General features: G+C 62.7%; 12 protein-coding genes. 8 read left to right on the top strand and 4 right to left on the bottom strand.

Annotated elements, in window-relative coordinates; genetic code table 11:
- Nucleotides 1-267 precede the first annotated feature (267 nt).
- Both RWT78_RS10785 and RWT78_RS10780 read right to left on the bottom strand, forming a co-directional pair.
- On the bottom strand, nucleotides 268-837 hold the full coding sequence (locus tag RWT78_RS10785) for a DUF5655 domain-containing protein (RefSeq protein WP_314675571.1): 570 nt from the start codon (nucleotides 835-837) through the stop codon (nucleotides 268-270).
- A 59-nt stretch (nucleotides 838-896) separates the two neighbouring features.
- A complete protein-coding gene (locus RWT78_RS10780; RefSeq protein WP_314675569.1) occupies nucleotides 897-1,550 on the bottom strand; it encodes a GNAT family protein in 654 nt (217 codons plus the stop codon).
- 124 nt (nucleotides 1,551-1,674) lie between these two features.
- Between RWT78_RS10780 and RWT78_RS10775 the strand changes: the two genes are divergently transcribed.
- The 5 genes from RWT78_RS10775 (at nucleotide 1,675) to RWT78_RS10755 (ending at nucleotide 8,150) form a co-directional block, all read left to right on the top strand.
- Nucleotides 1,675-3,066: an MFS transporter gene (locus tag RWT78_RS10775; RefSeq protein ID WP_314675568.1), complete on the top strand. Its 1,392-nt coding sequence runs from the start codon at nucleotides 1,675-1,677 to the stop codon at nucleotides 3,064-3,066.
- Between the two features lie 3 nt (nucleotides 3,067-3,069).
- On the top strand, nucleotides 3,070-4,626 hold the full coding sequence (locus tag RWT78_RS10770) for an aminotransferase class V-fold PLP-dependent enzyme (RefSeq protein ID WP_314675567.1): 1,557 nt from the start codon (nucleotides 3,070-3,072) through the stop codon (nucleotides 4,624-4,626).
- Nucleotides 4,627-4,753: 127 nt separating this feature from the next.
- Nucleotides 4,754-6,085: a cyclopropane-fatty-acyl-phospholipid synthase family protein gene (locus RWT78_RS10765; RefSeq protein ID WP_003942416.1), complete on the top strand. Its 1,332-nt coding sequence runs from the start codon at nucleotides 4,754-4,756 to the stop codon at nucleotides 6,083-6,085.
- Between the two features lie 20 nt (nucleotides 6,086-6,105).
- Nucleotides 6,106-7,425 (top strand): alpha/beta fold hydrolase, encoded by a 1,320-nt coding sequence (locus RWT78_RS10760; protein WP_166502361.1) that lies wholly within the window; start codon nucleotides 6,106-6,108, stop codon nucleotides 7,423-7,425.
- Nucleotides 7,426-7,478: 53 nt separating this feature from the next.
- Nucleotides 7,479-8,150 (top strand): DUF1345 domain-containing protein, encoded by a 672-nt coding sequence (locus tag RWT78_RS10755; protein ID WP_030537075.1) that lies wholly within the window; start codon nucleotides 7,479-7,481, stop codon nucleotides 8,148-8,150.
- A gap of 21 nt (nucleotides 8,151-8,171) precedes the next feature.
- Here the strand turns inward: RWT78_RS10755 and RWT78_RS10750 are convergent, their stop codons facing one another.
- Nucleotides 8,172-8,801: a LysE family transporter gene (locus RWT78_RS10750; RefSeq protein WP_037130153.1), complete on the bottom strand. Its 630-nt coding sequence runs from the start codon at nucleotides 8,799-8,801 to the stop codon at nucleotides 8,172-8,174.
- Nucleotides 8,802-8,911: 110 nt separating this feature from the next.
- Here RWT78_RS10750 and RWT78_RS10745 point away from each other — a divergent pair, with 110 nt between their 5' ends.
- Nucleotides 8,912-9,568 carry a nitroreductase family protein gene (locus RWT78_RS10745; protein ID WP_003942413.1) on the top strand — a complete coding sequence of 219 codons (657 nt, stop codon included), beginning with the start codon at nucleotides 8,912-8,914 and terminating at the stop codon, nucleotides 9,566-9,568.
- Entirely contained in the window at nucleotides 9,562-10,167 is a 606-nt protein-coding gene (locus tag RWT78_RS10740; RefSeq protein ID WP_003942403.1) for a dihydrofolate reductase family protein, read from the top strand. Before RWT78_RS10745 ends, RWT78_RS10740 begins: the two co-directional genes overlap by 7 nt.
- Here RWT78_RS10740 and RWT78_RS10735 read toward each other — a convergent pair.
- A complete protein-coding gene (locus RWT78_RS10735) occupies nucleotides 10,164-10,967 on the bottom strand; it encodes a sulfite exporter TauE/SafE family protein (protein ID WP_314675564.1) in 804 nt (267 codons plus the stop codon). The two genes, RWT78_RS10740 and RWT78_RS10735, sit on opposite strands and share 4 nt — an antisense overlap.
- A 92-nt stretch (nucleotides 10,968-11,059) precedes the next feature.
- Here RWT78_RS10735 and RWT78_RS10730 point away from each other — a divergent pair, with 92 nt between their 5' ends.
- The gene (locus RWT78_RS10730) at nucleotides 11,060-11,863 is read left to right on the top strand and encodes a helix-turn-helix transcriptional regulator (RefSeq protein WP_314675563.1); all 804 of its coding nucleotides are present in this window, start codon (nucleotides 11,060-11,062) and stop codon (nucleotides 11,861-11,863) included.
- The last annotated feature ends 127 nt before the right edge of the window (nucleotides 11,864-11,990 follow it).

The raw sequence follows: 11,990 nt of genomic DNA, 5'->3' as shown, positions 1-11,990 counted from the left end.
TCCCTTGTGGCAGTAAGCCATTCAGAAACTATCTCCGGAGGATCGTATGTTGGGTTCCCTTTTTTCCATCAGCTCTGAAATCGGTGTTCCGTCCGTCGACGCGCTCTTCGAGGCTGCTCGGACCATCATCGGCGCGCTCTTCGGCCTGAGCTGACACGTCGCAGCGACCTTCCCCCGCGGTGAAGAAAGTCCCTGTTCTCCGACAAGGAGGACAGGGACTTTCGTGCAGCCTGCCGGTGAGCGTTTGCGTGGCGGTGAGTGAGCGACCTACCGGCCGTTCTGTTGATACGCGATCGCTGTCAGCAATCCGACTTCGTCGTTCACGTCTGCGGTGCTGCTGAGCCCGATCTTGTGGGTCGACTGCCCGGGAGCTTTGGCCGGGACAAGAAGTTCGGATTCGGGGGCCTCGACAAAACGTAGTCCGAGGTCGACTCGGGCCTTGGTGGCCGCTGCGATGGCGGCGAATTGGCGAGCGCGAACAAAGGGTGTGTAGGTTCCGCGGCCTTCGACCCGAACATCGGCTCCAAGTTCTTCGATCAGACGTCGGGCTGCATCGAAGATCGGCCGCAGTGCTGCCTTCGGGCCGCTGTACTGCTGGTCGATGTATTGCTCGACGGTCGGCTCCACCCATCCGGACTGTTCGGCAGTCTCGAATGCAATTGCCCACTGCGAGTTCGGCGGTACACCGTGCTCTGCTTTCAGCCACTTGCGCACTTCGTTCTGATCGAGCGGGTCGACCCCGGACGTCCGTACGGCCTCAACCCATTCTTCGAGGGTGCGCCCGGTACGGTCGCGCATGGACGAGGTGACTGCGGCCATCATGTCGGAGGGTTCCATGTGTCTGGTCTTCCGGTTGTCGCTGGTCTTCCGGTTGTCACTGTGCACGGGGAGCTCGCTCAGTCGATGCCGAGCATCGTCTTGAACGCGCGCGCGCCGGTCACTTCGACGGGATACGGCGGTGCGACAAAATCTTCGCGGCTGAGGGTGAAGAGACGACGCACGGTCATGCGACCGTCGGCAGCCAACTCCTCGACTGTGCCGTCTGCGCGGTACCCGACTTTGGTGGACACCGTGATCGAGGCGGGGTTGTCCGTGAATGCCGACGACACGACGCTTCGTGCACCCAAAGAGTCGAATGCGAATGCGCAGATTGCCTGTCGGGCGAGAGTGCCGACACCCCGGCCTTGGAACCCGCGTCCGATCCACGAGCCGGTTTCACCGGTACGACTTTTGGGAAAGTCCGTCGCGGCGAACGCCTGGCAGCCGACGATTTCTCCGTCGACGACAATGGCTGTTTCGAATTTCCAGTCGGTCATGGTCATCGCTCCGCGGACCGACCAGTGGTATTGGATGAATCTTCGCGACACTTCGTCGGGAGTGCCCACCGTCCAGGGGACGAGAAACGGCATCTGTTCGGCAGGGTGAATGCCGGCTCGGACCAGCGCAGTGAGTTCGGGGAAATGATCGTCGCGCACAGGGAGCAAGGTGATGGGCCCACACGTGATCGTGACTCCGTACGGAGGCCAGATCTCTCGCAGTGGGTCAACCATCGTCTTCAGACCTTCGTTTCGTGTGCGAATCGGGTCACAGTCTGGCATGCCAGGCACGTCCGAGTGAGCGACTTCTGGTCATCGGGATTCTTTTGCCCTCGCGGTACGGAGTCGTGACATTAGTGTGTGGACGGTGACTACAGACAAACCGGTACGTCTTCGTGAAGGTAGATCGCCTGACAGGCTTTCGCGTGGTGTGGTGGCCGGATACGCAGCGGGAAGTGTCGGTACGGGTGGATTCGGTGTTCTGCCAGGTCTGGTACTGGCGTACTACCTGACCGACACGCTCGGCGTTGCCGCGGCGCTCGCGTCGCTTGTGGTCATTGTCCCGAAAATCGCCGACGTCCTGATCGATCCGCTGATCGGGTCGATCAGCGACCGAAGCTCTCATCGAACCGGTACGCGAGTGCCACTCATGCTCGCAGGCGCTCTGGGACTGCCGTTGCTCTTCATTCTCACGTTCTCGGCCCCGGTGTCGGCCGGCCCCGGAGTCGGGGCGATGTGGGTGCTCGTCTTCTTCCTGCTCGCGGCGAGTGCCTACAGCCTCTTTCAGGTGCCGTACATCGCGTTGCCGACCGAGTTGACCGGCGATTACCACGAGCGCACCCGGTTGGTATCGGTTCGAATTGCGGTGTTGGCCCTGACAATTCTGGTCATCGGCGCCGGCGGACCCGAGCTCCGCGACGCTGCCGGGGGCGGAGCACGCGGTTATCTGGTCATGGCGATCGGGGTGTCGGCGCTGATGTGCGGGGCAATGATCTGGGCAGTTCGCGGAGCCGCGCGCCACACGGTGACTCACGCGGACGCGCCGGTCGGCTCGTTGCTCTCGCAGTACCGGGACGGGTTCGACGCGATACGACATACCCGCGCGTTCCGATTGCTGGTCATCGTCTTTGTGCTCCAAGCTCTTGCCACCGCTGTGATGTTGGCGGGTGCGCAATATCTGGCGACCTATGTGATGGGCAACGAAGGTGCGCTCACCGGTCTGTTCGTTGCACTCGTCGGACCAGCTCTCGTCGTCATGCCGTTGTGGTACCGGTTCTCGCATCGGTACGGAAAGCTTCGCGGTTACGTCGTGTCCTCGGTTCTGTTTGTCATCGCGACGGCGTTGTTGACGCTTGCGGCTGTCGACGCCGGTTCGTGGATCTACGGTGCCGTCGCGCTTGCCGGCGTCGGCTATGCCGGCATGCAGGTGTTCCCGCTGGCGATGCTTCCGGACGTCATCGAGGACGACGCGCGAATCGGTGGGCGCCAACGCGGTGGTTCGCTCAGTGGCATCTGGACAGCCTCGGAAACCGCAGGCCTTGCCCTGGGACCCGCGGTGTTCTTGGGTGTACTCGCGGTCACCGGCTTCGTCTCGAAAACTGCGGGCGAGACTGTCGTGCAACCGGAATCAGCGCTGACCGGAATTGCCCTTGGCTTCTCGGTCGTGCCGGCGATCCTGGTTGCGATCAGCCTGGTCGTATTGCGGAATTACCGCACCGAACAAGAATCCACTCACGAGAACGAAAGGTGAACGATGAGTTCCACTCAGGCCGAGGAACTTCAGGGCAAGATCGTCGAGAGCGCAAACCTCGAGAAGAGGGCGGCCGACATCTTGACTCGGTTGCGTTCGCTTCGCGAGCAGGACGCTCCGACGCACGGAGGCCGGGTTCTGTCGTACGTGTACGACAGCGGCCTCGCAGCGCTCGACGAGTTGGCAGCGGACGCAGCTCGATTGGTTCAGCCGGTCAACGGTCTCGACCCGACGGTGTTCCCGTCCACCGCGGTGATGGAGCGTGAGTTGGTTGCGTTCGCACGCGAGTTCCTCCATGGAGCTTCAGACCCAGCCGCAGATACAGACGCCGGAGGCGTAGTCGTCGGCAATGTCACCAGCGGCGGAACGGAGAGTTGTGTGTTGGCCGTCAAGGCAGCTCGCGACTTCCGTGGGCTCCCGCCGGGTGAGGGTTCGCTGGTTCTTCCGACCACCGCGCATGCCGCTTTCCACAAGGCAGCTCACCTGCTCGGACTGGAACTGATCCTGGTACCAGTAGATCCCACGTCGGGGCGCGTCGGCGCACAAGATATTGCGACGGCAGTTCGGAAAGACACGGTCTTGATCGTCGTCTCCGCGCCCAGCTACCCGTTCGCGGCGCTCGACCCGATCGCCGATGTCGCGGAAGTTGCTCGTGCACATTCGATTCCACTGCATGTCGACGCCTGCATCGGTGGGCTTGCGTTGCCGTGGTGGGGCGATCTGCCACCCTGGGATTTCCGGGTGCCCGGGGTCACCAGCATGTCGGTCGATTTCCACAAGTACGGATACTCGCCCAAAGGCGTTTCGGTCCTGCTGCACCGAGGGCGAGATCTGCATCGCAAGCAGTATTTCGGACTCACGGACTGGCCGGGGTACCCGGTGGTCAATCCCACGCTTCTCGGTTCCAAATCCGTTGCTGCTCTTGCCGGTGCTTGGGCGATTTCGCAAGTCCTCGGGCAATCCGGGTACGCCGAATTGGTGTCCCGGGCGCAGCGGGCCACTCGTGCACTGATCGGCACGGTCGAGGCAATCGAGGGTCTTCGCGTCGTGGGCTCGCCGGTGGGACCACTGTTCGCGGTCGCTACCGACGATTCCGTGCCGCTCGAACGGCGAGTGGATCCGCATCGCTGGGTGAGCGCTGTCGGTGCTCGCGGCTTCGTCCTTCAAGGGCAGCCGGCGTCGACGCAACCTGACGGGACGACGTTGCCTCGAACAACCCACCTCACCGTCACCCCGGTGACGGAATCTGTGCTCGGCGAGTTGACCAGCGCACTCGTCCTCGGTGCCGACGACGTTCGCGGCTCGGCGGCAGCCGAGGCGCCGCCGGCCCTGGCAGAGTTGGCCCGAGCATTCGAACGTGGCGATGTCACCGTCGCCGATGTTCTTGCGTTGCCCAGTGACGCCGTCGCGGCAGCGTTGACGTCGGCGGGGCTGGATCCTCGGGGCTCTTCCGATTCTCCCTTGGACATGGCGGCCATCCTCGCGGCAGTGGAATCGCTGCCACGTGAGATCACGAAGAGACTGCTGGTGGAATTCCTCGCCGGACTGGTGGAACCCTGAACTCGGCGATGAATACCGAAACCGCGATGAACACTGTCCAAAACTCGGACAAATGGCGCGAAAGATTCGCGAATCGGGCGTAAGTTTTCTGTCATCGGCTAACCATCTTTTGTCGGAGGGTTGATCAGTGACTGGTGCCGCGGCCAAGATTTTGACGGTGTTCGAGGAAGTGATCGGGGTTCCGCTTCCGGTCCGCGTGCGATGTTGGGACGGTTCGGAGGCAGGGCCACGGGACGCCGCCGCGCAGGTTCACTTCCGGAATCGGCGTGCCCTACGGCGGGTCCTGTACTCTCCCAACGAATTAGGGCTGGCGAGGGCGTACGTTTCCGGCGATCTGGACGTAGACGGCGACATCTTCGCGCTCCTCGACGTCCCGGAACTGGTCACGCGGCTCGGTGAGAATCGTTTGTCGACGTTGCCGCTGCGCTCGGTTGTTCGCGCCGCCGGTACTTTCGCCGGCTTGGGAGCGGTGGGTCCACCACCGTCACCCCCGGCGATCGAGATGCGTAGTAAGCGAGGCAAGCGGCACAGTAGATCACGCGATTCGGCGACTGTCTCCCATCACTACGACGTCGGGAATCGCTTCTACGAACTGTTCCTCGGGCCGAGCATGGTTTATTCGTGCGGATACTGGCCGGAAGGTGTCGAATCCCTCGAAGCCGCGCAGTACGCGAAGCTGGACTTGATTTGCCGCAAGCTCGATCTGAAGCCGGGAATGCGACTGCTCGACGTCGGCTGCGGTTGGGGATCGATGGCATTACACGCCGCCCAGAACTACGGCGTCGACGTCGTCGGAGTCTCTCTGAGCAACGAGCAGGTCGAATACGCCAAGGGGCGAGTTGCCGACGCGGGTTTGACCGATCGCATCGAGATTCGGGTGCAGGACTACCGCGACGTCGACGACGGCCCTTACGACGCGATTTCGAGCATCGGCATGTCCGAGCACGTGGGCCTGGTCAATTTGCCGGTGTACACGGCAAAACTCTACGACTTGCTCGTGCCGCAGGGTCGTCTGCTCAATCATGCCATCGCCGCGGTGAAGTCGTTGTCGGACAACGTCGATGACGGTCCCAGCTTCATCGACAGGTACATCTTCCCGGACGGTGAGATTCTTCCGTTGAGTAAAACCATTGATGCGCTGGAACTTTCGGGTTTCGAGACGCGTGACAGCGAAGCGTTGCGCGAGCATTACGCACTGACACTGCGCGCATGGGTGCAGAACCTCCGCGAGAACTGGGACGCATCGGTCTTACAGGTCGGTGCTCCCCGGGTGCGTACCTGGTTGCTGTATCTCGCTGCCAGTGCCCTGGGTTTCGAGGAGCCGCACAGGCTTACGATTCATCAGGTTCTGGCCGTGAAACCAGGGGATCGGGGGGCCAGCGGCATGGCCCGCTCGCGTGACAGTTGGTATCGATCGATTGAAGTCCCGCAGATCGAAACCGGTCCGCGCGTCGACTGAGGCCTATACGTTGGATTTCCATGAGCACCCGGAAGGTTGTCCTCGCGGCACTGAAGGTTTCGGCCGTTGCGGTATCGGCGCTGTTGCCGACCTCGCTGCTGTTCACACCGATGTCGAACGCCGAACCCGTGAACGATTTCTACGACGCGATTCCGGGCGACGTCGGTGATCCGGGTTCGGTGATTCGGACGGAACCGCTGGCTCTGGCCGGTGCCGTCGGCGGAGTGCCTGGTGTGGGGACCCGGATCCTGTATTCGAGTACCGACACCCACGGATCCAAGGTTGCTGTGTCGGGCTCGTACCTGGAGCCGGCTGCCCCGTGGTCAGGAGCGGGCCCCCGCCCGACGGTGGTGATCGGTCCGGGTACGCAGGGCCAAGGTGATCAGTGCGCGCCGTCGAGGATGTTTCCCACTGCCGGTCAGCTCCGCCTGGCGGAACCCGGGAATCCGTCGAACTACGGTGCCGGTGTGGACAGTGTCGGTGTCAACTACGAGTCAGCTTTTGCTTTTGCTTTCCTCGCCCAGGGCGTTCGTGTATTCGTCACCGACTACATCGGACTCGGAACACCCGGCGTCCATACCTACGTCAATCGCGCCGAGGAAGCCCATGCGATGTTGGACGGTGCACGCGCTGCCCGAGCCCTCGCGCAGGCAGGAGATGACGATCCGATAGCGCTGTGGGGCCACTCGCAGGGCGGCGGCGCCACTGCCGCTGCAACCGAACTGGCACCCGAATACGCGCCTGAGTTGAATCTGGTCGGGAGTTACGCGAGCGCGCCCCCGGCAGACCTGGCAAGCGTTCTGCGTCATATCGACGGTACCGGCCTGATGGCCGCGATCGGCTACACGATCAACGGCGTCCTCGACCGCTATCCCGCCGCCCGAGAGCCGATCGAATCTCGACTCAACGACTACGGCCGGTCCGTGCTCGCCGACGTCGCCGGGCAATGCCTCATCGATTCCCGAACCAAGTACGGGAAGCAGTCGACGGCGTCGTGGACCACAGACGGACGACCACTCGCCGACGTGGTGGAATCGGTACCGGAGATCCAACAGGTGATCGAGGAACAACGCATCGGGCGGCGAACCCCGGCCTCGCCGATTCTGGTCAACGGAGCGCTCAACGACGATTTCATCCCGTACGAGCAAACCCGGCGCCTGGTTCAGGACTGGTGCGCGCGCGGGGCCGAGGCGACGTTGTTCACCGACACCCTGCCTGCGGTGAATCCGGGGAGCGGCAACAACCACCTCGCGCCGGCCGTAGCGGACTTCGGCGTCGGATTGCAGTACGTGCTGGACAGATTCAACGGCAAGCCGATAGTCGGTGCGTGCAACGCCTGAGTCGCCGTGTCACGTAACCACCGTCTCACTTCTAACAGTGGTTGACTGAGCCCGTGAACGATCGACCGCACGACCTTCCGATCAACCCGGTTCCACGGAGCGCCCTGGGTGCCGGGCCGGCGCTGAGAGTGTCGACGGGTCTGCTGCTCGGTGTGGCCGCCGGTGTCGTCACGGCGTTGGTCGGCTACCCCCGATTCGCGTTTCTGATCGGCTGGGATGTGGCGGCGATGGTGTTCACGGTGTGGACGTGGATTCTGGTCTGGCCCTTCGACGCGACGCTCACCGCAAGCCACGCAACGCGCGAAGAGCCGGCCCGAAACGTCGCGCACCTGCTGATTCTCGGTGCCGCCGTCGCGAGCCTGGTCGGTATCGCGTTCCTGCTCCTGGCGGCACCCGACGGACATCACTACCAAGTAGTGGCGGCATCGGTTGCAGTCGGCAGCGTCGTGATCTCGTGGCTGGCGGTCCACACGCTCTTCGCCCTCGGATATGCACGGCTGTACTACTCCGGCCCCGACGGCGGAATCGATTTCAATCAGGAAGAACCGCCGAGGTACAGCGATTTCGCCTACGTGGCGTACACGGTCGGGATGAGCTTCGCGATTTCCGACACCAACTTGAAGTCGTCGGACATGCGCGCGATGGCACTCGGCCACGCATTGCTGTCGTACCTGTTCGGTTCGGTGATCGTGGCGTCCGTCGTCAACTTGATTGCGGGCCTGTGATCTCTCGAGCCGTGTGACCGATCAAGCCGCTGCACGCCCGATGCTCGAGAGGAAGCCGGCGGCTCCGAAGAACAGGCCGGCGAACACTCGATTGGTGGTTCGCTGCTGTTTGGGGGAGCGCATCAAGGTGAGCACCCGGGCGGCCAGGCCGGTGTATCCGGTCATCACGATCACGTCGACTGCGCACATCGTGGCGGCGATGATCAGATACTGCGGCAGCAGCGGCGCCGACGGGTCCAGGAACTGCGGGAGCACTGCGAGCATGAAAACGACGGCCTTCGGATTGCTCGCGTTCACGAGAAATCCGCGAAGCATCATCATCGGACCGGAACTGCTCGCGGCTGCCTCGTCGGTCTCCACCTCGGTGGGCGCCGATCGCCACTGCCTGATCCCCAGGTAGACGAGGTATGCGACACCGAACCACTTGATCAAGGAAAAGGCCACGGTCGAACTGGCGAGAATTGCACCGACCCCCGCCGCGACAATTCCGATCTGCAGCAACAATCCCAACTGCAGCCCGAAGATGTTCCAGTATCCGCGTCGCAAGCCGTAGGCAAGTCCCGACGACATCGACGCAATGGCGCCGGCCCCCGGCGACAGGCTGATCACCCAACTTGCTCCGAAGAACGCCAACCAGACGTGCCAACTCATGTCGAAAGTCCTTTGATCGGGAAATACTCCCGACAACGAGCACGCACGGGATCAGAAAAGTGTAGACGGACAGTCCTGCTCACTGCTCGCGACAGTGCAATGATCGGGAGATGACGTCGTATCCCGTACTCGACCTGACACCCGACGAATTGCTGACCACAACGCGGACCGTTCGAAAGCGTCTGGATCTGACCCGTCCCGTGCCGTTGGACCTGGTGAAGGAATGCCTCCAGATCGCCCTGCAAGCGCCCTCCGGTTCGAATCGCCAGGGCTGGCAGTGGATGGTGGTGACCGATCCGGCACTGCGTGCAGCAGTCGGGCAGATCTACAAGGAAGTCACCGACGAGTACCTTGCCTCTCACGGTTCGGCGGCAAAACTCTTCGCCGATGATCCCGATCGCGCGCCGATCCAACAGCGCGTGGGCACCAGCGTCGCGTGGCTCGGTGAGCACATGGGTGAGGTGCCGGTCCTTCTCATTCCGTGTATCAAGGCGGGCAAGACGCTGCCGGAGGGGAACCAAGCCGGTCTGTGGGGTTCGCTACTCCCGGCTGCGTGGAGCTACGCGCTGGCCGCGCGGGCACGTGGGCTCGGTACGGCGTGGACGACATTGCATTTGCAGCGTGAAGCGGAAGTTGCCGAGCTGCTGGGTATTCCGGCCGGATTCCATCAGGCTGCGCTCATCCCGACGGCGTATTTCACCGGCGAGACGTTCAAACCCGCCGCCCGTGAACCAGTCGACAACGTGCTGCACGTGGACCGATGGTGAGCCTGATCTACTCGGCGATCTGCTCGATCGACGGGTATGTGGCTGATGAGCAAGGAAACTTCGACTGGGCGGTTCCCGACGCGCAGGTCCATGCGTTCGTCAACGAGCTCGAGAGGGGAGTCGGCACGTACCTGCTCGGGCGCCGGATGTACGAGACGATGATTCCCTGGGAAACAATGGCATCCGAGGATCTCGAGCGTTCTTCGGTGGCAGGAGGACCTTCGGCTCCGGACGAGTTTGCCGGTATCGAGGCGGCGACCGCCGAGTTCGCTCAGATCTGGGGTGGCATCGACAAGATCGTGTACTCCACGACGCTGAACGAGGTGTCGACGGCGCGCACAACGATTGCCCGGGACTTCGACGCCGACGCCGTTCGTGCGCTCGAGAGCGAAGCGGTACAAGATATCTCGATCGGTGGACCGACGGTTGCGGTTAGTGCTTTCGCGGCGGGTTTGGTCGATGAAGTCAGACTGTTCCTGTGTCCGGTCAATATCGGTGGCGGATTGCGAGCTCTCCCGGAAAGCCGGCTTGATCTGCAACTGCTCGAGGAGAAAACCTTCGACGGCGGCGTCATCTATCTGCGATACGCCGTTCGCTAAGCAATCACCATCACTGCCGTGACGACGCCGAGTAGAGCGATGTAGGCGGCGGCATGGACTCGGTCCGGTATGGCACCGACGATTCGTCGGCTCAGCGCGATCGCCGGTAGGGAACCGGCGAGTAGTGCACAGACGGCCAGAAGGTCGACAGCGCCGACTCTGCCCGCCGACAGATCCGAGGCTGAACTGTGCCCTGATGAGACCGCATACACCGCAGTCGCGACGACGGCGACAGGCAAGCTCAACGGGTTGGCGCTCGCGGCGGCGTCGGCCATCGGAACTCCGCCGCGTCGCATCATCGGAACCGTCATGACGCTCCCGCCGACTCCGAGGAAACTTGCGACGGCACCGATGCCTATCCCGACAGCGCGGACGCCGTGACGGTCAAGATGTTCGCGAGGTTCAGGTGGTCTCAGAAACCCTTGTCGCAGAAGACTGTCCAGGATTGTCACCAGCAGGTAGAGCACAAACAGAATCCGGACGACGCCGTCGTCTACGTGGCCCGCCGCAACCGCTCCGAGCCCGGCTCCGAGTGCGACGGGGCCGATCAGAGGTCTGATGTACTCCGTCCGAAGCCGTCCTGACTTCCTGAATGCGACTGTGGCACCGAGTGAATTGACCACCATCACGGCCGCCGAGGATGCTACGGCGACATGCATCGGATCGATGACGTCCGGCCTCAGCGTCGATGCAGCGTAAACGACTGGGACAGTGACGAACCCGCCACCGAATCCGAAAAGAACGGTGGCGACTCCGGTCAAGGCGCCGAAAGCGAGAAGGATGAGGGAGTAGTGAAGCACTTGATGAACGGTAGCGATTTCTCCATTGGCGCACATTCGAAGGTTCGCCACGCTCCATTGTAAATCGGACACGGACTCGGTAGGTTCCTCCGGTGCGCAACATCTCGATCAACGACGTCGATCACTCACCCCGCGGTGTTCTCGCAATCGGAACCGACTACCCACCCGGTCACGTGCTGGCCGCCCACGAACATCGACGAGCCCAGTTTCTCTTCGCTGTGAACGGTGCGATGAACGTCGAAACCGAAGACGGTGAGTGGACGGTTCTGCCGTCCAATGCGGTCATGATTCCCGCCGGTGTCGCTCATGCCGTGACAATGGACGGCGTCAGCACGCGAAGCCTCTACATCGAACCGTCCGCAGCGCCGTGGTTCCCGGTCAGGTGCCGAGTCGTCGCAGTATCGTCGCTCCTGCGTGAGCTACTTGTCGCTGCAGTCGACATGGATGTCGAGCTGAATGTGGAGGACGACTCACCCGCACACGGACGCAGCGCCGCGGTACTTCAGCTGATCCTGCACGAACTTCGCGATCTTGCGCCCCTACCTGTGGAACTCCCGCTGCCTCGGCACCCGGGATTGCGGGCGTTGTGCGCGCAGTATCTCGCAGCCCCGTCGATCCATGACTCGCCCACGCGGTGGGCTGACCGACTCCACGTCAGTGAACGAACACTGCACCGCTTGCTGATCTCGGAAACGGGGATGAGCGCGTCGTCGTGGATGCGGCGTGCCTGCATTCTTCACGCGCTGCCGAAACTTTCTGCCGGGGCCAGTGTGACGGCCATTGCGTCTGAACTCGGATACTCGACGCCGGCTGCCTTCGCGGCGATGTGCACCCGAGTCTCGGGTGCACCGCCCAGTAGCTATCGGGCGCGCGTCACGACACAGACACAGGGATGATGTCGGCGACGACGTCGTGGATGAGACCGTCACGGACTTCGAAGGTTTCACGAATCTCCACGGTCATGAGGCGAGTGCCGCCGATTCCCGCGTCCAGCAGGTAGGTGGTCGAGACGATGTCCCCGGC

The organism is uncultured Rhodococcus sp. (genome assembly GCF_963525155.1).
Classification (GTDB): domain Bacteria; phylum Actinomycetota; class Actinomycetes; order Mycobacteriales; family Mycobacteriaceae; genus Rhodococcus_F; species Rhodococcus_F qingshengii.
The sequence above is the reverse complement of the archived record's forward strand: the minus strand, read 5'-3'. Positions and strand labels throughout refer to the sequence as shown.

Coding starts and splice junctions, on each gene's coding strand:
- RWT78_RS10785 (WP_314675571.1), bottom strand. CDS start 837: ATGGAACCCTCCGACATGATGGCCGCAGTCACCTCGTCCATGCGCGAC.
- RWT78_RS10780 (WP_314675569.1), bottom strand. CDS start 1,550: ATGGTTGACCCACTGCGAGAGATCTGGCCTCCGTACGGAGTCACGATC.
- RWT78_RS10770 (WP_314675567.1), top strand. CDS start 3,070: ATGAGTTCCACTCAGGCCGAGGAACTTCAGGGCAAGATCGTCGAGAGC.
- RWT78_RS10760 (WP_166502361.1), top strand. CDS start 6,106: ATGAGCACCCGGAAGGTTGTCCTCGCGGCACTGAAGGTTTCGGCCGTT.
- RWT78_RS10750 (WP_037130153.1), bottom strand. CDS start 8,801: ATGAGTTGGCACGTCTGGTTGGCGTTCTTCGGAGCAAGTTGGGTGATC.
- RWT78_RS10745 (WP_003942413.1), top strand. CDS start 8,912: ATGACGTCGTATCCCGTACTCGACCTGACACCCGACGAATTGCTGACC.
- RWT78_RS10740 (WP_003942403.1), top strand. CDS start 9,562: ATGGTGAGCCTGATCTACTCGGCGATCTGCTCGATCGACGGGTATGTG.